Genomic DNA, 22,158 nt, shown 5'->3' on the forward strand with positions numbered 1-22,158 from the left:
CCCGTACCGTCCCTGTCTCCGTCCCCCTGCCCGACGCCCCACCGCCGTCCGCTCAGCAGCCCCGCACCGGCATCACCACCGTGGTGAAACTCCCCTGGTCCGCGGAGCGCACGACGACCGGCTGGTCCTGCGCCACGATCTCCAGCAGCACATCGGGGCCCACTCCGGCCTCCAGTGCCGGTACCAGGACCGCCGGGTCGAAGGCGATCCGCAGCCCGGGCCCGGTAAGGACCGCCCGCAGGCGGACCGGCCCGGCCTCCCCGCCCGACACTTCCAGCGCCGCGTCCGCGTCCTCCGCTTCCGCCGCGATCGCCAGGGACGCCACCGCCCCGCCCCGGTCCGTCACCGCGTCCCGCAGCGCGGCCCGGTCCACGATCACCCGCTGCCGTGTGGCGCCGAGCCCTGTCAGCATCAGCCGGTAGTCCGGGAACTCCCCCGGCCCGGCCACACCCGCGGCCACGCCCCCTGCGGCCCAGCATGCGCCCCCGCTCCGCAGCCGTACCTCCACGGCCCCCGAGGCGTCCGCCGCGGCAGCCCATTCGACCTCGACCACCGGCCGGCGCACCGCCCACTCGGCCATCCGGCGCGCGGCGTCCACCGCGATCAGCGCGCGCCGCGGACCGCCCTCGACGACCTCCGGCCGCAGCACCCGGACCGCCAGCCGATAGCGGTCGGTGGCCACCAACCGCACTTCTCCCTCGGCGAGTTCGAGCAGTACGCACCCCAGCACCGGGAATTCCTGAGCCGTGGCACCGAGTGCCGCCGCGGGGCCCACCTGCCGCACCGCACTGGCGAGTTCCGGCCCGCCCACCCGTGCCCGCGCCGCACCGCCGCGATCCGCCGGCCGCGCCGCCGCCTCCCCCAGAAAGCCCTCCACCACGGCCCGCGCCTCGTCCGCCGCCCGCCGGGTCCGCTCCAGGTGGGCCCGGAGCACGTCCCGGGCCGCGTCCTCGGAGCCGTCGAGCACCGTCTCGACATCCACCAACGGCAGCCCAGCAGACCGTAGTTGCCGCAGCCGAACCGCCCGCGCCACCTGCCCGGCCCCGTAGCGCCGGTACCCCGTGGCGGCGTCCACCCGATCCGGTCGCAGCACCCCGCAGTCGTCGTAGAAGCGCAGCGCGCTCGGCGTCAGCCCCACCCGCCGGGCGAACGCGCCGATGCCCAGGAGTTCCCCGTCGTCGTCCATGGCCGCGATTCTCGGGCTTCGACCAACCTGAAGGTCAAACCACCTGCCGGCCGCTGCACACGGTCAGCCGTGCCCCGGCGCACCGTCCGGTCCCGGTGCCGGCCGCGGCACCAGCCGGTCGAGCGCCCGCCGGGTGCGGTCGGCCGCCGAGGCGTCGGCAGCCAGCTGGACCGCCTGATTGAGCCCCAGATAGAGGCCGATCAGCTCGAAGCCGACCTGGTCGGGGTCGGTCTCCGCGGGGAGTTCGCCCCGGCCGACGGCGGTCCTGACCTCCTGGACCAGACGGCGCCGCCAGAGCAGGTAGAACCGGGCCACCGTGTCGCGCACCGGCCCGCCACGCCCGTCGAACTCCACCGAGGCGGTGATGAAGAAGCAACCGCCCGGAAAGGCGCCGCGTTCGCGCTCCAGATACGTGATCCAGGCCTCGCAGAGGGCGCGCAGCCGGGCCACTCCCGGCTCCTCGTTCGCGGCCGGCTCCCACACCGCGCGGGAGAAGATCGCCGACGCCTCTTCCAGGGCGGCGAGTTGAAGCGCCTGCTTGGTGCCGAAGTGGCCGAGCACCCCCGCCTTGCTCATCCCCAGGTCGGTGGCCAGCCGTCCGATCGTCAGCCCCTCCAGCCCCTCCACCGAGGCGATCGCGACACCGCGCTCGACGATCCGCTCCCGCGTTCTGCGGGTCTCGGCGACGGACTTCCGTGGGCTCATGGCGCCATGGTAGCCGTCCGCCCTGTTTTAGCTTCCGATCGTTCGGTTGCTATATTCCCGGGCCACAGCGGGGGTGCACCGCACCGCCATCGCGAACCGAGGAGATGAACCGTGCCGGGAACCCGTATCGCCGCCCTGGGCCACCACCAGCCGTCGCGCGTACTCACCAACGACGACCTGGCGGGCATGGTCGACACCAGCGACGAGTGGATCCGCCGCCGCACCGGCATCGCCACCCGCCGCATCGCCGACGCCGAATCGGTGACCGACCTGGCCCACGCCGCCGCGGCCAAGGCACTCGCCGCGGCCGGCCTCGCCCCCGCCGACATCGGCCTGATCACCGTCGCCACCTGCTCCGCCGTCGACCGCTGCCCCTCCATCGCGGCCCAGGTCGCCGGCCGCCTCGGCATCCCCTCGGCGGTGGCCTACGACCTCAACAACGGCTGCGCCGGCTTCTGCACCGCGCTCGCCTCCGCCGACCACTCCGTACGGGCCGGCGCCGCGCGGCACGCCCTGGTCATCGGGGCGGAGAAGATGTCCGACGTCACGGACTGGACCGACCGCAGCACCTGCGTCCTGCTCGGCGACGGCGCCGGCGCGGCGGTCCTCAGCGCCGCCGACGCCCCCGGCATCGGCCCGGTGGTCTGGGGCTCCGACCCCACCCGGGCGAGCGCGGTCCGCCTGCTCGACGACTGGCACCCGCACTTCGCCCAGGACGGCCAGACCGTCTTCCGCTGGGTCACCTCCGCACTCCCGGACCTCATCCGGGAAGCCTGCCGCCGGGCCGGCCTCGCCCCGGCCGACCTCGCCGGCATCGTCACCCACCAGGCGAACCTGCGCATCATCGAGGCCGTGATCCGCCAACTCGACCTCCCCGCGAGCACGGTCGTCGCCCGGGACGTCGTCGACTCCGGCAACACCTCCGCGGCCTCCGTCCCGCTCGCCCTCGCCAAGCTCGTCGAACGCCAGGAGATCCCGTCCGGCGCCCCCGTCCTGCTGATGAGCTTCGGCGGTGGCCTCTCCTGGGCGGGCCAGGTCGTCGACTGCCCCTGACGACCGGCCGGCCGGCGGCGCCGCAACCGCCCGGCGCCGCCCGCCCTGTCCCGCCTCAGAGCGTCTTGACCGTGCCGCCGTCGATGACGTGGTCCGCGCCCGTGATGTTCCCGGCCACGTCGGAGAGCAGGAAGACGATCAGGGCCGCCACCTCCCGCGGCTCGGTGATCCGCCCGGTGGTGATGCCGAACGCCTCCGGGAGCTGCCGGAGGAACGCGCCGTGCTCCGCGCCGGCGTGCGCTGCCACCTTGCCTCCGAAGCCGTCCGGGTCCTCCCAGATGGCCGTGCGCACCACGCCCGGGGAAACGGTATTGACGCGTACGCCCTGCGGCCCGAACTCCTCGGCCAGCGACTTCCCGAGCGCGGCCAGCGCCGCCTTGGCCGCGCTGTAGGCGACCGGACCGGCGCCCGGCAGCCGGGAGTTGATGGAGGAGACGTTGACGACGGAGCCGCGGCGCTCGATCAGGCTGGGCAGCGCGGCCCGGGTGGCGCGGACCGCGCTCATCAGGTTGAGGTCGAAGACGGCGCTCCACTGCGCGTCGTCGGTGGCCAGGAACCCGACGGGCTCCACGGCGTCCCCGGCGCCGACGTTGTTCACCAGCAGGTCGATGCCGCCCAGCTTCGCGAGGGCGCTGTCCATCAGGGCGGACACGCCGTCCGCGGTGCTCAGGTCGGCGGAGACCGCGAACGCGCCGGTCGCCCGGAGCTCCGGGGTGAGGGTGCGGGCCGCTCCGACGACCCGCACCCCCTCCTCCCGCAGCGCCCGGACGGTGGCCAGCCCGATCCCACGGCTGGCACCGGTGACGACGGCGGTCTTGTCGGCGAGGTCGAGCTTCATGGCACTCCGATCCTTGACATCACTTCCATGACATCAATTCTTGAACTGTAGGTACAAAATTTGGGCAGCCAACGACATCGTGACCGGCGGGAAACCCGCAAGTCAGAGCATGTCGAGCGTCGCCTCGATCACCCGGGCGAGACGCTCCGGACCCTCGGCGACCCGCCCCAGCAGTCGGAGGCCGACAACGGTGGCCAGCAGCATGCTCCCGATCGCCCGGGCATCACGGTCCGGCGCGATCTCGCCCGCCCGCTGCCCCTCCTCGATCAGCGCCCGGAACGCCCCCTCGGTTCGGTCGAACATCCGCCGGACCAGCTCGGTGGCGGCCTCGTCCGCCCCCGTGAGCTCGGCCGCGACATTGACGGCGAGGCAGCCACGGCGGTCCGGGTCACCGAGGTCCATCACCACGAGGAGACGCAGCGCGTCGCGCAGCCGCTCCTTCGCCGGGCCGGGCCGCTCCAGCATGTCGACCAGGGCCTGCGCCTGATCGTCGCGGTAGCGCACCAGCGCCCGCTCGAACAGCGCGTGTTTGCTGCCGAAGGCGTTGTAGAGACTGCCCTTGCCGATGCCGAGCGCGTCGACGAGGTCCTGCGGCGTCGTGGCGGCATACCCCTTGCGCCAGAACACCTGCATGGCCTGCTCGACGGCGGCATCCGGATCGAACTGCTTGGGCCTTCCCATGCCCGTACCGTAGCACCATTCTTGACCCGCAGGTCCAGAACGACGGGCCCGCTCAGGTCTGCGCCATGTCCACGAAGCGCGAGTAATGCCCCTGGAACGCCACGGTGATCGTCGCCGTGGGACCGTTACGGTGCTTGGCCACGATCAGGTCGGCCTCGCCGGCCCGCGGCGACTCCTTTTCGTAGGCGTCCTCGCGGTGCAGCAGGATGACCATGTCGGCGTCCTGCTCGATGGAACCGGACTCGCGCAGGTCGGAGACCATCGGCTTCTTGTCCGTACGCTGCTCGGGACCACGGTTCAGCTGCGAGAGCGCGATGACCGGGAGTTCCAGCTCCTTGGCGAGCAGCTTGAGGTTACGGGACATGTCCGAGACCTCCTGCTGACGGCTTTCCGCGCGCTTGGAGCCACCGGACTGCATCAGCTGCAGATAGTCGATGACGACCAGTTTGAGCTCGTTCCGCTGCTTCAGCCGGCGGCATTTGGCGCGGATCTCCATCATCGAGAGGTTCGGCGAATCGTCGATGTAGAGCGGCGCCGCCGAGACGTCCGGCATCCGGCGCGCCAGCCGCGTCCAGTCGTCGTCGGTCATGCTGCCGGAACGCATGTGGTGCAGCGCGACCCGGGCCTCGGCGGACAGCAGACGCATCGCGATTTCGTTGCGCCCCATTTCCAGCGAGAAGATCACGCTCGGGAGGTTGTTCTTGATCGAGCAGGCCCGCGCGAAGTCCAGCGCGAGCGTGGACTTACCCATGGCCGGACGGGCCGCGATCACGATCATCTGGCCCGGATGCAGACCGTTGGTCAGCGCGTCGAGATCGGTGAATCCCGTCGGCACGCCCGTCATCTGGCCCTGCCGCGAGCCGATCGCCTCGATCTCGTCGAGCGCGCCCTCCATGATCTCGCTGAGCGGCAGATAGTCCTCGCTGGTCCGCTGCTCGGTGACGGCGTAGATCTCCGCCTGGGCCTTGTTGACGATCTCGTCGACGTCGCCGTCGGCGGCGTATCCCATCTGCGTGATCCGGGTGCCGGCCTCGACGAGGCGGCGGAGCACGGCCCGCTCGTGGACGATCTCGGCGTAGTACTCGGCGTTGGCGGCCGTCGGTACGGACTGGACCAGGGTGTGCAGATACGAGGCGCCGCCGACCCGGCCGATCTCGCCGCGCTTGGTCAGCTCGGCGGCGATGGTGATCGGGTCGGCCGGCTCGCCCTTGGCGTACAGGTCGAGAATCGCCTGGAAGATCAACTCATGGGCGGGGCGGTAGAAATCCTCGCCCTTGAGGACCTCGACGACGTCCGCGATGGCGTCCTTGGACAGCAGCATGCCGCCGAGCACGGACTGCTCGGCGTCGAGGTCCTGCGGCGGGACCCGCTCGAAGCCGCCGGACCAGGAACCACCGCCGCCGTCGTCGTCGCGGTCCTGGCGGTCGCCGCGGCCCCGGCCCTTGCCGTCGCCCCGGCGGGAGCGGGCGGCCGGCAGCAGGTCGCTGGGACCGGAGTCCGTCCAGGGGTCGTCCATGGGCTCGGGAATGCTCACCCCGGCACCTCCTCCCGTCCGCGACGCGGACCTTGCTGTGCGGGTTCCTTCTTACGGCACAGCCCTGACAATCGAGACGCCCGACTCCGGTTACGGCGCGTCGAGTTCGCGGGGAACTCTCGGCCGGAACAGGCGGCGGGCGCCGGACCACGGTAGGCCCGCGCGCACCGTCCGCCAATCTGGTTATCCACAGGCCGTGTGGATGACCGCCCCATAGCTGTGGAGAACTCCCCGGATCCTGTGCACGGGGTGGGGGAAACTTCTGTGGACAAGCACACAATCACGCCACCCCCACCCCTCTGACCTGCACTTTTCTCATCCATAGGCTGTGGGGGAGAAAAACTTCGGCAAGCTGTTCATGATCGCCGCCTACGGCACACGGGCGACGCCCGCACAGAGCGGAAAGTAAGGATCACAACACAGTTGCATCTCTTACCTGTGGACGATTAGATTGCCCCTCATGACATCGGCCCCCGCGATACCACGGCGCGCCCTCCGCCGCCATGACCGCGAGATCGTCGCGCTGGCGCTGCCCGCCTTCGGGGCCCTCGTCGCGGAACCGCTCTTCGTCATGGTCGACAGCGCCGTCATCGGCCACCTCGGCACCCGCCAGCTGGCGGGCCTCGGCGTCGCCGCCGCCCTCCTCACAACCGCCGTCTCGGTCTTCGTCTTCCTCGCCTACGCCACCACCGCCGCGGTCGCCCGCCGGGTCGGCGCCGGCGATCTCCCGGCGGCGATACGCCAGGGCATGGACGGCATCTGGCTCGCCCTGCTGCTCGGCGCCGCGGTCGTCGCCGTCGTCCTGCCCACCGCCCCCTGGCTCGTCGAGGTCTTCGGCGCCTCGCCGTCCGCCGCCCCGTACGCCACGACGTATCTGCGCATCAGCGCACTCGGCATTCCTGCGATGCTGATCGTCCTCGCCGCCACCGGAGTGCTCCGCGGCCTCCAGGACACCAGAACCCCGCTGTACGTCGCCGTCGGCGGCTTCACCGCCAACGCGGCCCTCAACGCCGGACTGGTCTACCTCGCCGGGCTCGGCATCGCCGGCTCCGCCTGGGGCACCGTACTCGCCCAGTGCGGCATGGCCGCCGCCTATCTCACCGTGGTCGTCCGCGGCGCCCGCCGGCACGACGCCTCGCTCCGCCCGGACGCCGCCGGGATCCGGGCCTGCGCCCAGGCCGGCGTCCCGCTGCTGATCCGGACGCTCTCGCTGCGCGCGGTGCTGATGATCGCCACCGCGATCGCCGCCCGGCTCGGGGACGCCGAGGTCGCCGCCCACCAGATAGTGCTCTCCCTCTGGTCCCTGCTGTCCTTCGCACTGGACGCGATCGCCATCGCCGGCCAGGCCATCATCGGGCGCTACCTCGGCGCCGGCGACCGGGACGGCGCCCGCGCCGCGTGTCGCCGGATGGCCCAGTGGGGCATTGCCGCCGGCATCGTCCTCGGCACGCTGGTGGTGCTCGCCCGGCCGCTGTTCATCCCCCTCTTCACCACCGACCCCGCCGTCCAGCAGCCGCTGTTCACCACGCTCCTGGTCGTGGCGGTCACCCAGCCCGTCGCCGGCATCGTCTTCATCCTCGACGGGGTCCTCATGGGCGCGGGGGACGGGTCCTACCTCGCCGGCGCCATGGTGGTGACGCTGGCCGCGTTCGTCCCCGCGGCCCTGGCCGTGCCGGCCCTCGGCGGCGGTCTGGTCGCGCTGTGGTGGGCCATGGCCCTGATGATGACCGTGCGGATGCTGACATTGTGGCTGCGCACCCGCTCCGGACGGTGGATTGTGACCGGAGCCTCCCGCTGAAGCACCTACCCAAGCCGGTCGCCGTGCAGATAATGACCTTGTGCGCTCGCTTGCCAGGAAATCCATCCTGCCCCTGACGCTGATCATCGTCGGGGCAGCCGCAGTGGTGGGCTACGCGGCGGAGGAGTCGCACCCGAACAGAATCACCGGCAACCACACCGGTTACGGAAAATCCGGCGAACCCGGCGAAGGCCCTCAGGACCAGGACCCCTCGGCCACCGCCCCACCCTCGAACGGCAACGCCTACACCCCGCGCCGCACCGAGGAGAACGCCCGGATCGGCGCGGTCTTCGAGAAGGACGACCGCGGCGCCCACTTCTGCACCGCCAGCGTGGTGCAGAGCCCGGGCCGGAACATGCTGATCACCGCGGCCCACTGCGCCTTCGACGCCGACTCCGGAAAGCCGGTGGACGACCTGGTCTTCGCCCCCGACTACCGCAACGGCGACGAGCCCACCGGCCTGTGGAAGGTCAACAAGGTCATGGTCGACGACCGCTGGGCCAAGTCGCAGGACGAGGACCTCGACGTCGCCTTCCTCACCCTCGACGCCAAGCAGGGCAAGGAGATCCAGGACGTCCTCGGCGGCAACACCCTCGGCATCGACCGCGGCTTCGACAACGAAGTCAAGGTCACCGGCTACCCCACCAGCCGCGACACCCCGATCTCCTGTCAGAACCGCACCACGAAGTTCAGCGACACCCAACTGCGCATCCAGTGCACCGACTTCGAGGGCGGCACCAGCGGCAGCCCATGGCTGGCCGACTACGACCCCAAGAGCCACACCGGCACGGTCATCGGCGTCCTCGGCGGCCACGAAGGCGGCGGCGACGAGGACGACGTCTCCTACGCCGCGTACTTCGACGACGACATCGCCGCCCTCTACAAACGCGCCCAGGACGAGGACTGACCTCCGCGCCGGACCGTCCGCGCACGGCGAAGGGCCGCACCCCACGAGGGGATGCGGCCCTTCAGCGCTGTGCGGACTGCGCTCAGGCGGCGATGACCTCGACGCCGAGCTTCGCGACGACCTCGGCGTGCAGACGCACCGAGACCTGGTGCGCGCCCAGGGTCTTGATCGGCGAACCGACCTCGACGCGGCGCTTGTCGACGTCCGGACCACCGGCGGCCTTGATCGCCGAGGCGATGTCGGCCTGGGTGACGGAGCCGAACAGACGGCCCGCTTCGCCGGCACGCACGGCCAGCTTCACGTTGACGCCCTCGAGCCGAGCCTTGACCTCGTTGGCCTGCTCGATCGTGGCGATCTCGCGGATCTTGCGACCGCGGCGGATCTGCTCGACGTCCTTCTCGCCACCCTTGGTCCAGCGGATCGCGAAACCACGCGGAACCAGGTAGTTGCGGGCGTACCCGTCCTTGACGTCAACGACGTCGCCGGCGGTGCCGAGGCCGGAGACCTCGTGGGTGAGGATGATCTTCATTTGTCGGTCACCCTTCCCTTAGCGCGCGGTGGACGTGTAGGGCAGCAGCGCCATCTCACGGCTGTTCTTCACGGCCGTGGCGACGTCACGCTGGTGCTGGGTGCAGTTGCCGGTGACTCGGCGGGCACGGATCTTGCCGCGGTCGGAGATGAACTTCCGCAGCAGGTTCGTGTCCTTGTAGTCGACGTAGGAGATCTTCTCCTTGCAGAACACGCAAACCTTCTTCTTAGGCTTGCGAGCAGGCGGCTTCGCCATTGTCTCTCTCCAGTGAGTTCAAGAAGTGTGTGCTGACGCCCTCGGGCCCCAGGCCGTCCTCCGACCTTCGTTTCACGTGAAACACGCCGTTTCACGTGAAACACCGGCGGGAGAACGCATCGCCCGGGCCTAGAAGGGCGGCTCGTCCGAGTAGCCACCGCCGGAGCCGGAGCCGCCGCCCCAGCCACCGCCGCCACCCTGCTGGCCGCCGCCAGAGGGTCCGCCGGTCGCCCACGGGTCGTCGGCCGGAGCACCGCCGCCCTGCTGACCGCCGCCGGGGCCGCCGCCCCAGCCGCCGCCACCCTGGCCGCCGCCCTGACCGCCGCCGAAGCCGCCACCCTGGCCGCCACGACCGCTGGTCTTGGTGACCTTCGCCGTCGCGTTGCGCAGGCTCGCGCCCACTTCCTCGACGTCGAGCTCGTAGACCGTGCGCTTCACGCCTTCGCGATCCTCGTACGACCGCTGCTTGAGACGGCCCTGGACGATCACGCGGGTGCCCCGCGTAAGGGACTCGGCGACGTTCTCCGCCGCCTGACGCCACACCGAGCAGGTCAGGAACAGGCTCTCGCCGTCCTTCCACTCGTTGGTCTGGCGGTCGAAGGTGCGGGGAGTGGACGCGACGCGGAACTTCGCGACCGCCGCACCGGACGGGGTGAAGCGCAGCTCGGGGTCGTCGACAAGATTGCCGACAACCGTGATGACGGTCTCGCCTGCCATTAGGGGAACCTCTCGGCGGGTGTGCTGCTGGCTGCTGGTGTTGCTGCTACTCGGACCCGGTTACCGCTGAACGCGTAGGCGCTCAGTGGGTCTCGGGACGAAGGACCTTGGTCCGAAGAACCGACTCGTTCAGGTTCATCTGACGGTCGAGCTCCTTGACGACCGCAGGCTCGGCCTGCAGGTCGATGACCGAGTAGATGCCCTCGGGCTTCTTGTTGATCTCGTACGAGAGACGACGACGGCCCCAGGTGTCGACCTTCTCGACCTTTCCGTTGCCCTCGCGGACGACGGAGAGGAAGTTCTCGATCAGGGGGGCGACAGCGCGCTCCTCAAGATCGGGGTCGAGGATGACCATCACCTCGTAGTGACGCATGGTGAACCCACCTCCTTTGGACTCAGCGGCCACGGTCGTTCCGTGGCAGGAGGGTCGTGATGCGTTCCGCGCCCGGTCCGCCGGAGGATCCGGGCAGACATGTGCGCAGACCGTACAGAGTACCTGCCCCCGCGCTTCCGGTTGAAATCCGCCCGCCAGACCCCCCAATCTGGAACACAACGGGTGTGAGCGGCGCTACAGTGCGCCGCCCTGTCAGTCGGAGGTGCCGTATGGCCCAGGCAGCACGGACCCAACGGAATCTGCTCGCAATCCTCAACAGCGACGGACAATCCCATCCCGTCGAGAACACCCTCGCGGTCGTGACCTTGGTGCTCGGCGCGATCTCCGCCTTCACGGCGCTCTCTCCCAGCCTGCACCTGGTCAGCTCGTGGGTGGGTCTGATCGGCATCGGCACGGGCCTGTGGGGCCAGTACATCTCCTCGACGACGGCGGAACGCTTCCTTTTGATCATCGGACTCGGCGCGGCGGGCGTCGGCTTCTACATCGGCCTGGCGCACGGCGGCCTCTTCGGCGGCGTCTTCGGCTAGGGCCGCGTCTTCGGCTGGGGCGGACGGATACGGAGCTCGGTCCCGTACGGCCCAGACGGGGTGCTCCCCGGTCACAGTAGGCTTCGGCGCGAGAGCCGGAGCCCCGAACCAAGGGGACACACCAGCCGAGGAGCGCCCCGCATGAGCCTGACCCTGAGGACCATCAGTCGAGAGCAGCATCTGGCATACATCCAGAGCCTGCCCGCGGCGAGCCACATGCAGGTCCCGGCCTGGGCCGACGTCAAGGCCGAGTGGCGGTCCGAGAACCTGGGCTGGTTCGACGCGTCCGGCGAGCTGGTCGGCGTCGGTCTGGTCCTGTACCGCCAGCTGCCCAAGATCAAGCGGTACCTCGCTTACCTCCCCGAGGGCCCCGTCATCAACTGGTTCACGCCGAATCTTGAGGACTGGCTGCGGCCGATGCTCGCCCACCTCAAGCAGCAGGGCGCCTTCTCCGTGAAGATGGGCCCGCCGGTCATCATCCGCCGCTGGGACTCCGCCGCGATCAAGACCGGTATCCAGAGCCCGGACGTCAAGCGGCTGCGGGACGTCGAGGCCAGCCACATCGAGCCGCGTGCCTTCGAGGTCGCCGACCGCCTGCGCCGCATGGGCTGGCAGCAAGGCGAGGACGGCGGCGCCGGCTTCGGCGATGTCCAGCCCCGCTACGTCTTCCAGGTGCCGCTGGCCGACCGCTCGCTGGAAGAGGTCCACAAGGGCTTCAACCAGCTGTGGCGCCGCAACATCAAGAAGGCCGAGAAGGCCGGCGTCGAGGTCGTCCAGGGCGGCTACGAGGACCTGGCCGAATGGCAGCGGCTCTACGAGATCACCGCCAAGCGCGACCAGTTCCGGCCGCGCCCGCTCAGCTACTTCCAGCGCATGTGGTCCGCCCTCAACACCGAGGACCCCAACCGCATGCGGCTCTACTTCGCCCGTCACAACGGAGTGAACCTCTCCGCCGCGACCATGCTCGTCGTCGGCGGGCACGTCTGGTACTCGTACGGTGCCTCGGACAACATCGGCCGCGAGGTCCGGCCCTCCAACGCGATGCAGTGGAAGATGCTGCAGGACTCCTACGCGCTCGGCGCCTCCGTCTACGACCTCCGCGGCATCAGCGACTCGCTGGACGAGAACGACCACCTCTTCGGTCTGATCCAGTTCAAGGTCGGCACCGGCGGGCAGGCTGCGGAGTACCTCGGCGAGTGGGACTTCCCACTCAACAAGCTCCTGCACAAGGCGCTCGACCTCTACATGTCGCGCCGCTGACCGCTTCACCGCACCGTCCGCACTCCTGACACACTCCACGAGAAAGGTTCCGGGCCGGCCATGGCGCTCACCCTCTACGTCAACACCGCGCGCTGGCGGGCGCATCAGCAGAGCGTTCTCCAGCAGTTCCCCGGGCTCGTCCCGGTCTGCAAGGGCAACGGCTACGGCTTCGGCCACGAACGCCTCGCCGAGGAGGCCACCCTGCTCGGTTCCGACATTCTCGCGGTCGGCACGACCTACGAAGCCGCCCAGATCAAGGACTACTTCAGCGGTGACCTGCTGGTCCTGACGCCGTTCCGGCACGGCGAGGAGCCGGTGCCGCTGCCGGACCGGGCGATCCGCTCGGTCTCCTCGGTCGAGGGTGTGGGCGGGCTGGTCGGCGCCCGGGTCGTCATCGAGGTCATGAGCAGCATGAAGCGGCACGGCGTCAAGCCGGAGGACCTGCCGAAGCTGGCCGCGGGCATCGACGACGTCCGGCTGGAGGGCTTCGCCATACACCTCCCCCTGGACCGCACCGACGGCTCGGACTCGGTCGACGAGGTCATCGGGTGGATGGACCGGCTGCGCGCCAACCGCCTCCCGCTGCACACCATGTTCGTCAGCCACCTCAAGCCCGACGAGTTCACCCGCCTCCAGCAGCAGTTCCCGCAGACCCGCTTCCGCGCGCGGATCGGCACCCGGCTCTGGCTCGGCGACCACGAGGCCACCGAGTACCGTGGCTCGGTCCTCGACGTCACCCGCGTCGCCAAGGGCGATCGGTTCGGCTACCGCCAGCAGAAGGCGACCGCCGACGGCTATCTCGTCGTGGTGGCCGGCGGCACCTCGCACGGCGTCGGGCTGGAGTCGCCCAAGGCGCTGCACGGCGTGATGCCGCGCGCCAAGGGCGTGGCCCGCGCCGGCCTGGCGACGGTCAACCGCAACCTCGCGCCGTACGTCTGGGCCGGCAAGCAGCGCTGGTTCGCCGAGCCCCCGCACATGCAGGTGTCGATCCTCTTCGTCCCGGCGGACGCCCCCGAGCCCAAGGTGGGCGAGGAGCTGGTGGCCCACCTCCGGCACACCACCACGCAGTACGACCGCCTCGTGGAGCGCTGAGCCGCCCGGCCCGGCACACACCGACGCCGGGGGCCCGGTGCCGCGGAATGTCCGCCGCACCGGGCCCCCGGCGCTTTTCGGTGCTCCCGCTCAGTCCCGTGCTACGCCCCAGCGCACCCGTGACGCCGCCTCGAAGTGCACCGCATGCCGTGGCGCGTGGTGCGCCCGGCCCAGTACGAACACATCGGGACTCCGGTCCAGCACGCCCCCCGACGGGTCGTCGTCCCCGTCCCTGCGGACCACGTCGCGCTCCGGCAGCAGGATGTCCCGGACGACCACGGCGCACAGATAGAGCGTGCCGAGGAGGTGCAGCGCGATGGCCAGCTGGTAGCCCTCGGGCGGCAGGCCCTGGTGCTTGTCGCCGTTGCCGGTGTAGGCCAGGTACATCCAGATGCCCAGGAAGTACATCACCTCGCACGCCTGCCAGATCAGGAAGTCCCGCCACCGCGGACGGGCCAGCGCCGCGAGCGGGATCAGCCACAGGACGTACTGCGGTGAGTAGACCTTGTTGGTGAGGATGAACAGCGCCACGACGAGGAAGGCGAGCTGCGCGAAGCGGGGCCTGCGGGGTGCGTAGAAGGTCAGCAGCGCGAGGGCGCCGCAGCCCAGGATCATCAGCAGCGACGCATAGAGATTGGCGTTCTCCAGGGGATTGCCGGTGCGCTGCGAGATCAGCAGCCAGATCGAACCGAAGTCGATGGGCCTCTCCTGGCTGAAGGTGTAGAACTTCGCCCAGCCCTCGCGGAGGTGGAAGCCGGACGCGTCGTGGGCGATCATCACCGGCAGATTCACCACCAGCCACGACACCACCGCACCGACAACCGCCCGGCCGTAAGCGCGCCATGCCCCCGCCCGCCAGCACAGCACCAGCAGCGGACCCAGCAGCAGCACCGGGTACAACTTCGCCGCGGTCGCCAGCCCGATCAGGACCCCGGACGCCAGCGGGCGGCTGCGTGACCACATCAGCATCCCCGCGGCGGTCAGCGCGACCGCCAGCAGGTCCCAGTTGATGGTCGCGGTGAGGGCGAAGGCCGGGGCGAGCGCCACCAGCAGCCCGTCCCAGGGGCGCCGCGGGTGGGTACGGGTCACGCAGACCGCGATCACGGCCGCACAGACCATCAGCAGTCCGGCGTTGACCAGCCAGTAGATCTGCTCCTGGTCCTGGATCGCCCCGCCGTGCGGCGTCAGCCAGGAGGCGACCTCCATGAAGAGCCCGGTCAGCACCGGGTACTCCAGATACTCCATGTCGCCGGGCAGCTTGTCGAAGTACGGGATCAGCCCGTCGGCGAAGCCCCGGCCCGCGTAGAGATGGGGGATGTCCGAGTAGCAGGCATGGACGTACTGGCTGGTGGCGCCGAAGAACCAGCCGCCGTTGTAGCAGGGCAGCTTCTGCACCATGCCGAGCGCGAACATGCCGATGGCGACGAGCGCGATGACCCGCACCGGCGTCAGCCGGGACGCCCCGAGCAGCGCGCGCCGGCCGATCGGTCCGCCGATCAGCTCACTGCCGGCCGCGGCCACCTCATCCCGTTTCGTCGGCCGTACGGGCTCGTCCTGTCGCAGGCTCGTCATGGCCCCATCCTGCCGTACGGGACGGGGACGAACGCGACGAAGCCCCCGCCCGGTGAATCCGGATCGGGGGCTTCGTGGAGCCATGTTTCACGTGAAACGACCGGTCATGTGCCGCCGTGTTTCACGTGAAACGCTCAGGGGCTCTCGCCGCCGGTGGGCCCGCCGAAGATTCCTCCTCCGGTGTTCCCGCCGCTGGTCGGGTCGGGCGATGTGGGAGGCGTGCCGCCGGTGTCACCACCCGGGCCGCCGGGGCCACCGCCGGTGCCGCCGTTGCTCCCACCGTGGTTCTTGCAGCGGATGTCCCAGGGGGAACAGGACTGCGTCGGCGTCGGGCTCGCGCTCTGCGACGGGCTGGCCGAGCTGCTGGGCGACCCCGACGGAGTCGGCGACGCGGTGCTCGGGCTGGGCGTCGGCGTGGGCGACGGCATCCCGGGCTCGTTGATGACCTGGCCGATCGACTGGGCCTCCGGGAACTGCACCGGGGTGACACCCTTCATCGCCTGCAGCATGTACTCCGTCCACACCTCCGTGGGCAGCGCGCCACCGTGAATGGAGTCGAAGCCGCCGACACCGTTCATGGACAGCTGGCGCGGATTCTGGGCGTCCTCACGGAACATGGTGATGGCCGTCGACAACTGCTTGGTGTAGCCGACGAACCAGGCCGACTTGTTCTCGTCCGTGGTACCCGTCTTACCCGCGGCCGGCATCTCGAGCTTCTTCGCCGCCTTGCCCGTGCCGTTCTGGACCACGTTCTCCAGTACGTCGGTGACGTTGTTGGCGATGTTCGCGTCGATCGTGGAGTGCGGATTCGGCTTGTCGAAGCCGTCCAGCTCCTTGCCCTCCGAGGTCACCTTGGTCACCGAGTACGGCTCCGCCTGCGTGCCGGAGGCGGCGAAGGTGGCGTAGGCGTCGGCCATCCGGATCGCGCTCGGCGTGGACGTGCCCAGCGCGAAGGACGGGTTGAGGTTCCTGTCGAAGCTGGACGGCGCGATGCCCGCGGCCTGCGCCATGTCCCGCACCTTCTCCATCCCGACGTCCATGCCGAGCTGCACGAACGGGGTGTTGACCGACTGCTCCATCGCCTTGCGCAAGGTGATGTAGCCCCAGGGGTAGTTGCTCTCGTTGACCTGATAGAAGGGCGAGTTGTCCTTCTTGAGGACAAAATTGCCGTTCGCGTCCTTCACCTTGAGGTGGTCGTCGCCGTTGTACTTGCTGTCCGGCGAGAGTGGCTGGCCACTGCCGGCCTTCCCGTACTTCATCGCCGCGGCCAGGACGAACGGCTTCCAGGTCGAGCCGACCGGCACTCCGTAAGTGTCGGCGTTGTTGCTGAAGTGCCCCTTGTCATAGCCGTCGCCGCCGTACAGGGCCACGATCTTGCCATCGCCCGGCACCACCGAAGCAGCACCGAACTGTACGTACTTGTCCTTGTCCGGCCGCTTCTTCGGGTTGATGTAGCGCTCGTCGACCTTCTTCACCGCGGCGGCGAGTTCCTTGGTCTTCTTCTCGTCGAAGGTCGTCTGGACCGTGTAGCCGCCCTTGTCGAAGCGGGCCTGGCTGATGTCCGGCCTGTGCTTGAGGACGTACTTCTTGGCGACGTCGATCAGATAGCCGATCTGACCGCCCTTGCTGGCCCCCGCCTTGGGCTGCTGCGGCATGGGGAAGCCCTTGGCCTTCCACTGGGCCTCCTCCGCCGACTTCAAGTGACCGTTCGCCACCATGCGGTCGAGGATCCACGCCCAACGCTCCTTGGCACGCTGGGTGTTCATGGCCGGAGTGGCGTTCGCGCCGATACCGCCCGCCGGGTCGTACAGGTTGGCGCCCTTGAGCGTGGCGGCCAGGAAGGCCGACTCGCTCGGGTTCAGCTTGGAGGCGTCCTTGCCGTAGTAGGCCTGGGCCGCGGCCTGGATGCCGTAGGCGCCCCGGCCGAAGTAGCTGGTGTTCAGGTAGCCGGCGAGGATCTGGTCCTTCGTCTGCTTCCAGCCGACCTTGATCGAGATGAACAGTTCCTTGAACTTCCGGTCCAGGGTCTGTTCCTGGCTCAGCATCGCGTTCTTGACGTACTGCTGAGTGATGGTCGAGCCGCCCTGGGTGTCGCCACCCCGCGCCATGTTGAGCAGGGCCCGGAGGATACCCATCGGGTCGACGCCATGGTCCTGCCGGAAGGAGGCGTTCTCCGCGGAAATCACCGCATTCTGCATGGAAAGCGGGATCTGGCTTATATCGACCAGCTGACGATTGGTCACACCGTCGCGGGCCATGACCTTGCCGTCGGCCCAGAGGTAGACGTTGTTCTGCGATTTGGCGGCCTGGTTCACGTTGGGCACCTGCACCAGCGCGAGACCGACGCCGGCCACCCCCACGACCAGTCCCGCGACCGCGACGCACATGCTGGTGACCTGTTTCCACGACGGCACCCACCGCTTCCAACCAGTGCGGTTGGCGCGCGGGTAGTCGATGAAACGCTTCCTGGGCGGCTTTCCGCCACCCCGGCCGCGTCCCCGGCCCCCTTCGCCGCCGCCTCCGCCACGGCGTCCGCCGCCATGGCCGGCACCGCCTCCGGAAGCCATCGCCGCGGCATCGGACTGCCGCCGGCGTCCGCCGCGTTGGGCGGCCCGGCGGGCCTCGGCACGTCCCCCCGGCCGCGGCGGCTGCTGCGGCGGCGGAGGTGTGGCACCAACGCCCTGCGGCGGCACGGCACGGCGCCCGGAGGACGGTGCGGCGCGTCTGGCAGCGGCACGCCCGCCACCATTCGGCTGGGGTGGTTTGCGACGGTGCTCGCTCATGGAACGAATACTCCTCGGGCAGGCGCGCTTTCTCGTCGCCTGAAGGCGGCTGTTGTCTTCAGGTCCCCCCGATGCACGACCCGTTCCTGACGCGCGGGCCGCACTACACCGAGGTCAGGGACGTCACGTATAGGCCCACGGTTCCCGGCAGTCTGCATGCCGCACAGACTACGCACGGCCAAAACCTGCCCAGTGTTGAAATTCACTCCAAAACAGTCAGGTTGCGTCGCACGAATAAGTGATGTGACGCCGTTCACCGTCCGGCCACTTGTTCCGCCCAGGGTGCCGATCTATCGTCTGGATGTATCGAGTCGATACATCAGCACGAGATAAAGACCGCACAGGGCCCAGGAGGCGGAGGATGAGCAGGCGTTCCGGCATCCTCGAATTCGCCGTCCTCGGCCTGCTCCGGGAATCCCCGATGCACGGCTACGAGTTGCGCAAGCGGCTCAACACCTCGCTCGGGGTCTTCCGCGCGTTCAGCTACGGCACCCTCTACCCCTGCCTGAAGGCACTGGTCGCGAACGGCTGGCTGGTGGAGGAAACGGGCGGCGCCCCGGAGGGCGTTCCCGCCACGGCGCTGACCGGACGCCGCGCCAAGATCGTCTACCGGCTGACCCCGGCGGGCAAGGAGCACTTCGAGGAGCTGCTCAGCCACTCCGGACCGGACGCCTGGGAGGACGAACACTTCGGTGTCCGCTTCGCGTTCTTCGGCCAGACGTCGCGGGACGTGCGGATGCGTGTGCTGGAAGGCCGCCGCAGCCGGCTGGAGGAGCGCCTGGAGAAAATGCGCACCTCTCTGGCGAGAACCCGCGAGCGGCTGGACGACTACACCCTCGAACTGCAGCGGCACGGCATGGAGTCCGTGGAACGCGAGGTCCGTTGGCTGAACGAGCTCATCGAGAGTGAGCGCGCCGGCCGCGAGCAGCGCACTTCGGACTCCGCGGCACAGGACGAGAGCAACCAGTCAGGAGATGCGGGCGGCCTGCCCCGGCGCCGGGGTGGTTCCCGGCCGGATCCGTCCGAATGACACCACCACATGAGGCCCTGTCGTACAGGCCCTCATCGAGAACACAGGGAGCAACCGGAATGGGTTCGGTTCGCGTAGCCATTGTCGGCGTGGGCAACTGCGCCGCCTCGCTGGTACAGGGCGTCGAGTACTACAGGGACGCCGACCCCGACAGCCGCGTGCCCGGTCTCATGCACGTGCAGTTCGGCGATTACCACGTCCGCGACGTCGAGTTCGTGGCCGCCTTCGACGTCGACGCCAAGAAGGTCGGCCTGGACCTCAGCGACGCCATCGGCGCCAGCGAGAACAACACCATCAAGATCTGCGACGTGCCGAACACCGGTGTCCAGGTCCAGCGCGGCCACACCCTCGACGGCCTCGGCAAGTACTACCGGGAGACGATCGAGGAGTCCCCGGAGGCCCCGGTCGACGTCGTCCAGGTCCTCAAGGACAAGCAGGTCGACGTCCTGGTCTGCTACCTCCCCGTCGGCTCCGAGGACGCGGCGAAGTACTACGCCCAGTGCGCCATCGACGCCAAGGTCGCGTTCGTCAACGCCCTCCCGGTCTTCATCGCCGGCACCAAGGAGTGGGCGGACAAGTTCACCGAGGCCGGCGTGCCGATCGTCGGCGACGACATCAAGTCGCAGGTCGGTGCCACCATCACGCACCGTGTGATGGCCAAGCTCTTCGAGGACCGGGGCGTCATCCTGGACCGCACGATGCAGCTGAACGTCGGCGGCAACATGGACTTCAAGAACATGCTGGAGCGCGACCGCCTGGAGTCCAAGAAGATCTCCAAGACGCAGGCCGTCACCTCCCAGATCCCCGACCGCGAGCTGGGCGAGAAGAACGTCCACATCGGCCCGTCCGACTACGTCGCCTGGCTGGACGACCGCAAGTGGGCCTACGTCCGCCTGGAGGGCCGTGCCTTCGGTGACGTCCCGCTGAACCTGGAGTACAAGCTGGAGGTCTGGGACTCCCCGAACTCCGCGGGCGTCATCATCGACGCGCTGCGCGCCGCCAAGATCGCCAAGGACCGCGGCATCGGCGGCCCGATCCTCTCCGCCTCCTCGTACTTCATGAAGTCGCCGCCGGTGCAGTACTTCGACGACGAGGCCCGGGAGAACGTCGAGAAGTTCATCCGGGGCGAGGTCGAGCGCTGACCGCTCCCCGCACCTCACTTCGCCAGCCTCCGGGTATTCCTCCCGGAGGCCGGCGGGCTGTGTGAGGCTGTGCCTCATGCATGCTGTGCGCGATCTCCGCGTGTTACTCCGGCTGCGCGACTTTCGTTCACTCCTGGCCGCACGGCTTCTTTCCCAGGCCGCCGACGGGGTGTTCCAGGCAGCGCTCGCCACCTTCGTCATCTTCTCGCCCGAGAAACAGGCATCGCCCGAGGCGATCGCCTCCGCGATGGCGATCCTTCTGCTGCCGTACTCCCTCCTCGGGCCGTTCACCGGCGTCCTGCTGGACCGCTGGCGCCGGCGACAGGTCCTGCTCTACGGCAACCTGCTGCGCACCCTGCTCGCCGCGCTGACCGCGGTGCTGATCGCGCTGCAGGTCCCGGACTGGCTCTTCTACGTCTCCGCGCTGTGCGTGACCGCGGTGAACCGCTTTGTCCTGGCCGGGCTTTCGGCCGCCCTGCCGCGGGTGGTCGACGGCGGACAGCAGCTCGTGATGGCCAACTCCCTTGCCCCCACGGCCGGAACGCTCGCCATGACCGCCGGCGGCGGACTTGCCTTCGCCATCCGGCTGGCCGGCGCGGACGTGGACGCCGTCGTCGTGCTGCTCGCCGCGCTGCTGTATCTCTGCTCCGCCCTCACCGCCCTGCGGATGACCCCGCAGCTGCTCGGACCCGACGCCTCCGTACTCCAACCCCGCTTGAAAGAGGCGCTGTTGAGCACCGTGCGGGGACTGCTGGAGGGCCTGCGTCATCTCGCCGCGCGCCCCACGCCGTCCGGTGCGCTCACCGCGATGACGCTGGTCCGCTTCTGCTACGGCGCGCTGACGGTCATGGTCCTGATGCTGTGCCGCTACGCCTGGTCCAGCAGCACGTCCAAGGGCCTGGCGCTGCTCGGGGTGACCGTCGTCGTGTCGGGAGCCGGGTTCTTCGCGGCCGCGGTGGTCACGCCCCCGGCGGTCGGGCGCCTCGGCGCCTTCGGCTGGATGGCCTGCTGCGCCGCCGCGGCCGCGGTCCTGGCCCCCGCACTCGGACTGTTCTTCCGGCCCGCGCCGGTGCTGGTGGCCGCGTTCGTCCTCGGCCTGGGCACCCAGGGCACCAAGATCACCACGGACACGGTGGTCCAGTCCTCGGTCGACGACGCCTTCCGCGGCCGCGTCTTCGCCCTCTACGACGTGCTGTTCAACGTCGCCTTCGTCGGCGCCGCCGCGGTGGCCGCCCTGATGCTGCCGCCCGACGGGCGATCTGCGGTACTGATCATCGCGGTCGCCGCGCTCTACGCCGTGGTCGCCGCGGCCCTGGCGCGCTTCGCACGCCGTGGAGCGCAGTGAACGCCCCCTCGCCCATGCGGCACCACCCCGCCGGAGCGGATACCTTACGGGCGTCATTCACACGTCCGGATACGTCACTTCCGGACGCACCACCATCGGGGGATTCCCATGACCACGCCGCCGGGGCACAGCCCGTACGGCCAGAACCCTTACGCGCAGCAGCCGTACGGCCAGGCTCCCTATCCGCAGGCTCCACAGCCGCCGCAAACTCCCTACGGAGCCCCGCCGTTCGGGCAGCCACAGGGCGGACCGGCACCCCAGGCCGGATACGCCTCTCCCCAGCAACCACAACCGCCGTACGGCCAGCAGCCGCACCCCGGCTTTCCGCAGGCACCGCAGCAGCCCTATGTCCAGGGCGGACCGCCCGCCCCTCCCCAGCCGGCCCGCCCGCGCCGGTCGCCCAAGGCGGTGCTGCGGGCCGTGGGCGTCGTCATCGGCCTGATCGTCATCGCGGTCGCCTGGATCAGCAGCCTGGACGACGCGGACAGCGCCAAGGCCGGTGACTGCGTCAAGAAGTCCAGCAGTGCGCTGGACGACGGTCTGGCCGTGGTGGACTGCGGAACGGCGGAGGCCCAGTACAAGGTCGCCGCGGTGCACAACGGCTCCTCCGACCCGTCGGTGTGCTCCGCGGGACAGGACGCCTACGTCAAGACGGTGCACCGCCGCCGGCGGGCCGACACGGCCATGGTGCTCTGTCTGACCCCCACGAAGTAGCGCACCCGCAAGGTTCTCGGATAGCGAGAGGGGCGGTGTTTCACGTGAAACGGCCGGTCATATGCCGCCGTGTTTCACGTGAAACACCGCCCCCGT

21 protein-coding genes are annotated in these 22,158 nt (G+C 69.7%); 10 read left to right on the forward strand and 11 right to left on the reverse strand.

Features of this window, described 5'->3' with window-relative positions; genetic code table 11:
* Positions 1 to 52: 52 nt before the first annotated feature.
* Both ACRAS8_RS17800 and ACRAS8_RS17805 read right to left on the reverse strand, forming a co-directional pair.
* Positions 53 to 1,186, reverse strand: a complete 1,134-nt coding sequence (locus ACRAS8_RS17800) for a MerR family transcriptional regulator (RefSeq protein WP_438487022.1) — start codon at positions 1,184 to 1,186, stop codon at positions 53 to 55.
* Positions 1,187 to 1,249: 63 nt separating this feature from the next.
* On the reverse strand, positions 1,250 to 1,891 hold the full coding sequence (locus tag ACRAS8_RS17805) for a TetR/AcrR family transcriptional regulator (protein ID WP_438487023.1): 642 nt from the start codon (positions 1,889 to 1,891) through the stop codon (positions 1,250 to 1,252).
* A gap of 111 nt (positions 1,892 to 2,002) precedes the next feature.
* Between ACRAS8_RS17805 and ACRAS8_RS17810 the strand changes: the two genes are divergently transcribed.
* Complete coding sequence (locus tag ACRAS8_RS17810) at positions 2,003 to 2,944, forward strand: beta-ketoacyl-ACP synthase III (protein ID WP_438487024.1); 942 nt, start codon at positions 2,003 to 2,005, stop codon at positions 2,942 to 2,944.
* A 55-nt stretch (positions 2,945 to 2,999) separates the two neighbouring features.
* Here the strand turns inward: ACRAS8_RS17810 and ACRAS8_RS17815 are convergent, their stop codons facing one another.
* From ACRAS8_RS17815 to dnaB, 3 genes are all read right to left on the reverse strand, one after another.
* Positions 3,000 to 3,782: an oxidoreductase gene (locus ACRAS8_RS17815; protein ID WP_438487025.1), complete on the reverse strand. Its 783-nt coding sequence runs from the start codon at positions 3,780 to 3,782 to the stop codon at positions 3,000 to 3,002.
* Positions 3,783 to 3,884: 102 nt separating this feature from the next.
* Positions 3,885 to 4,463 carry a TetR/AcrR family transcriptional regulator gene (locus tag ACRAS8_RS17820; protein ID WP_438487026.1) on the reverse strand — a complete coding sequence of 193 codons (579 nt, stop codon included), beginning with the start codon at positions 4,461 to 4,463 and terminating at the stop codon, positions 3,885 to 3,887.
* Between the two features lie 52 nt (positions 4,464 to 4,515).
* Positions 4,516 to 5,997: a replicative DNA helicase gene (gene dnaB / locus ACRAS8_RS17825; RefSeq protein WP_438487027.1), complete on the reverse strand. Its 1,482-nt coding sequence runs from the start codon at positions 5,995 to 5,997 to the stop codon at positions 4,516 to 4,518.
* Positions 5,998 to 6,457: 460 nt separating this feature from the next.
* Here dnaB and ACRAS8_RS17830 point away from each other — a divergent pair, with 460 nt between their 5' ends.
* The gene (locus ACRAS8_RS17830; protein ID WP_438487028.1) at positions 6,458 to 7,795 is read left to right on the forward strand and encodes an MATE family efflux transporter; all 1,338 of its coding nucleotides are present in this window, start codon (positions 6,458 to 6,460) and stop codon (positions 7,793 to 7,795) included.
* A 40-nt stretch (positions 7,796 to 7,835) separates the two neighbouring features.
* Positions 7,836 to 8,702: a trypsin-like serine peptidase gene (locus ACRAS8_RS17835; RefSeq protein WP_438487029.1), complete on the forward strand. Its 867-nt coding sequence runs from the start codon at positions 7,836 to 7,838 to the stop codon at positions 8,700 to 8,702.
* 82 nt (positions 8,703 to 8,784) lie between these two features.
* On the opposite strand, the gene rplI is transcribed toward ACRAS8_RS17835, so the two are convergent.
* The 4 genes from rplI to rpsF form a co-directional block, all read right to left on the reverse strand.
* Entirely contained in the window at positions 8,785 to 9,231 is a 447-nt protein-coding gene (rplI, locus tag ACRAS8_RS17840) for a 50S ribosomal protein L9 (protein ID WP_438487030.1), read from the reverse strand.
* 18 nt (positions 9,232 to 9,249) lie between these two features.
* Positions 9,250 to 9,486, reverse strand: a complete 237-nt coding sequence (gene rpsR / locus ACRAS8_RS17845; RefSeq protein WP_003978893.1) for a 30S ribosomal protein S18 — start codon at positions 9,484 to 9,486, stop codon at positions 9,250 to 9,252.
* A 129-nt stretch (positions 9,487 to 9,615) separates the two neighbouring features.
* On the reverse strand, positions 9,616 to 10,203 hold the full coding sequence (locus ACRAS8_RS17850; RefSeq protein WP_438487031.1) for a single-stranded DNA-binding protein: 588 nt from the start codon (positions 10,201 to 10,203) through the stop codon (positions 9,616 to 9,618).
* Positions 10,204 to 10,285: 82 nt separating this feature from the next.
* Positions 10,286 to 10,576, reverse strand: coding sequence for a 30S ribosomal protein S6 (rpsF, locus tag ACRAS8_RS17855; protein ID WP_018542659.1), 291 nt, complete (start codon positions 10,574 to 10,576; stop codon positions 10,286 to 10,288).
* 230 nt (positions 10,577 to 10,806) lie between these two features.
* On the opposite strand from rpsF, the gene ACRAS8_RS17860 reads away from it, so the two are divergent.
* The 3 genes from ACRAS8_RS17860 to ACRAS8_RS17870 all read left to right on the forward strand — a co-directional run bounded on the left by ACRAS8_RS17860 (position 10,807) and on the right by ACRAS8_RS17870 (position 13,476).
* Entirely contained in the window at positions 10,807 to 11,124 is a 318-nt protein-coding gene (locus ACRAS8_RS17860; protein ID WP_438487032.1) for a hypothetical protein, read from the forward strand.
* 141 nt (positions 11,125 to 11,265) lie between these two features.
* Positions 11,266 to 12,384 carry a lipid II:glycine glycyltransferase FemX gene (locus ACRAS8_RS17865; protein ID WP_438487033.1) on the forward strand — a complete coding sequence of 373 codons (1,119 nt, stop codon included), beginning with the start codon at positions 11,266 to 11,268 and terminating at the stop codon, positions 12,382 to 12,384.
* A gap of 60 nt (positions 12,385 to 12,444) precedes the next feature.
* Positions 12,445 to 13,476, forward strand: a complete 1,032-nt coding sequence (locus ACRAS8_RS17870; protein ID WP_438487034.1) for an alanine racemase — start codon at positions 12,445 to 12,447, stop codon at positions 13,474 to 13,476.
* A 90-nt stretch (positions 13,477 to 13,566) separates the two neighbouring features.
* On the opposite strand, the gene ACRAS8_RS17875 is transcribed toward ACRAS8_RS17870, so the two are convergent.
* The gene (locus tag ACRAS8_RS17875; protein ID WP_438487035.1) at positions 13,567 to 15,048 is read right to left on the reverse strand and encodes a glycosyltransferase family 87 protein; all 1,482 of its coding nucleotides are present in this window, start codon (positions 15,046 to 15,048) and stop codon (positions 13,567 to 13,569) included.
* Positions 15,049 to 15,182: 134 nt separating this feature from the next.
* Positions 15,183 to 17,831 carry a transglycosylase domain-containing protein gene (locus tag ACRAS8_RS17880; protein WP_438487036.1) on the reverse strand — a complete coding sequence of 883 codons (2,649 nt, stop codon included), beginning with the start codon at positions 17,829 to 17,831 and terminating at the stop codon, positions 15,183 to 15,185.
* Between the two features lie 361 nt (positions 17,832 to 18,192).
* Between ACRAS8_RS17880 and ACRAS8_RS17885 the strand changes: the two genes are divergently transcribed.
* From ACRAS8_RS17885 to ACRAS8_RS17900, 4 genes are all read left to right on the forward strand, one after another.
* A complete protein-coding gene (locus tag ACRAS8_RS17885) occupies positions 18,193 to 18,861 on the forward strand; it encodes a PadR family transcriptional regulator (protein ID WP_438487037.1) in 669 nt (222 codons plus the stop codon).
* A gap of 59 nt (positions 18,862 to 18,920) precedes the next feature.
* Entirely contained in the window at positions 18,921 to 20,003 is a 1,083-nt protein-coding gene (locus ACRAS8_RS17890; protein ID WP_438487038.1) for an inositol-3-phosphate synthase, read from the forward strand.
* 76 nt (positions 20,004 to 20,079) lie between these two features.
* The gene (locus tag ACRAS8_RS17895) at positions 20,080 to 21,348 is read left to right on the forward strand and encodes an MFS transporter (protein ID WP_438487039.1); all 1,269 of its coding nucleotides are present in this window, start codon (positions 20,080 to 20,082) and stop codon (positions 21,346 to 21,348) included.
* A gap of 108 nt (positions 21,349 to 21,456) precedes the next feature.
* Positions 21,457 to 22,062 carry an LppU/SCO3897 family protein gene (locus ACRAS8_RS17900; protein WP_438487040.1) on the forward strand — a complete coding sequence of 202 codons (606 nt, stop codon included), beginning with the start codon at positions 21,457 to 21,459 and terminating at the stop codon, positions 22,060 to 22,062.
* Positions 22,063 to 22,158 lie beyond the last annotated feature (96 nt).

The organism is Streptomyces sp. S186, from assembly GCF_051603415.1.
Lineage (GTDB): Bacteria > Actinomycetota > Actinomycetes > Streptomycetales > Streptomycetaceae > Streptomyces.

Bases quoted from the DNA above. Each gene is read 5' to 3' on its own strand.
- ACRAS8_RS17805 (WP_438487023.1), bottom strand. From the start codon at position 1,891: ATGAGCCCACGGAAGTCCGTCGCCGAGACCCGCAGAACGCGGGAGCGG.
- ACRAS8_RS17890 (WP_438487038.1), top strand. From the start codon at position 18,921: ATGGGTTCGGTTCGCGTAGCCATTGTCGGCGTGGGCAACTGCGCCGCC.
- ACRAS8_RS17830 (WP_438487028.1), top strand. From the start codon at position 6,458: ATGACATCGGCCCCCGCGATACCACGGCGCGCCCTCCGCCGCCATGAC.
- ACRAS8_RS17815 (WP_438487025.1), bottom strand. From the start codon at position 3,782: ATGAAGCTCGACCTCGCCGACAAGACCGCCGTCGTCACCGGTGCCAGC.
- ACRAS8_RS17820 (WP_438487026.1), bottom strand. From the start codon at position 4,463: ATGGGAAGGCCCAAGCAGTTCGATCCGGATGCCGCCGTCGAGCAGGCC.
- ACRAS8_RS17800 (WP_438487022.1), bottom strand. From the start codon at position 1,186: ATGGACGACGACGGGGAACTCCTGGGCATCGGCGCGTTCGCCCGGCGG.
- ACRAS8_RS17860 (WP_438487032.1), top strand. From the start codon at position 10,807: ATGGCCCAGGCAGCACGGACCCAACGGAATCTGCTCGCAATCCTCAAC.
- rpsR (WP_003978893.1), bottom strand. From the start codon at position 9,486: ATGGCGAAGCCGCCTGCTCGCAAGCCTAAGAAGAAGGTTTGCGTGTTC.
- ACRAS8_RS17895 (WP_438487039.1), top strand. From the start codon at position 20,080: ATGCATGCTGTGCGCGATCTCCGCGTGTTACTCCGGCTGCGCGACTTT.
- ACRAS8_RS17850 (WP_438487031.1), bottom strand. From the start codon at position 10,203: ATGGCAGGCGAGACCGTCATCACGGTTGTCGGCAATCTTGTCGACGAC.
- rpsF (WP_018542659.1), bottom strand. From the start codon at position 10,576: ATGCGTCACTACGAGGTGATGGTCATCCTCGACCCCGATCTTGAGGAG.
- rplI (WP_438487030.1), bottom strand. From the start codon at position 9,231: ATGAAGATCATCCTCACCCACGAGGTCTCCGGCCTCGGCACCGCCGGC.
- ACRAS8_RS17870 (WP_438487034.1), top strand. From the start codon at position 12,445: ATGGCGCTCACCCTCTACGTCAACACCGCGCGCTGGCGGGCGCATCAG.
- ACRAS8_RS17875 (WP_438487035.1), bottom strand. From the start codon at position 15,048: ATGACGAGCCTGCGACAGGACGAGCCCGTACGGCCGACGAAACGGGAT.
- ACRAS8_RS17885 (WP_438487037.1), top strand. From the start codon at position 18,193: ATGAGCAGGCGTTCCGGCATCCTCGAATTCGCCGTCCTCGGCCTGCTC.
- ACRAS8_RS17900 (WP_438487040.1), top strand. From the start codon at position 21,457: ATGACCACGCCGCCGGGGCACAGCCCGTACGGCCAGAACCCTTACGCG.
- ACRAS8_RS17880 (WP_438487036.1), bottom strand. From the start codon at position 17,831: ATGAGCGAGCACCGTCGCAAACCACCCCAGCCGAATGGTGGCGGGCGT.
- ACRAS8_RS17865 (WP_438487033.1), top strand. From the start codon at position 11,266: ATGAGCCTGACCCTGAGGACCATCAGTCGAGAGCAGCATCTGGCATAC.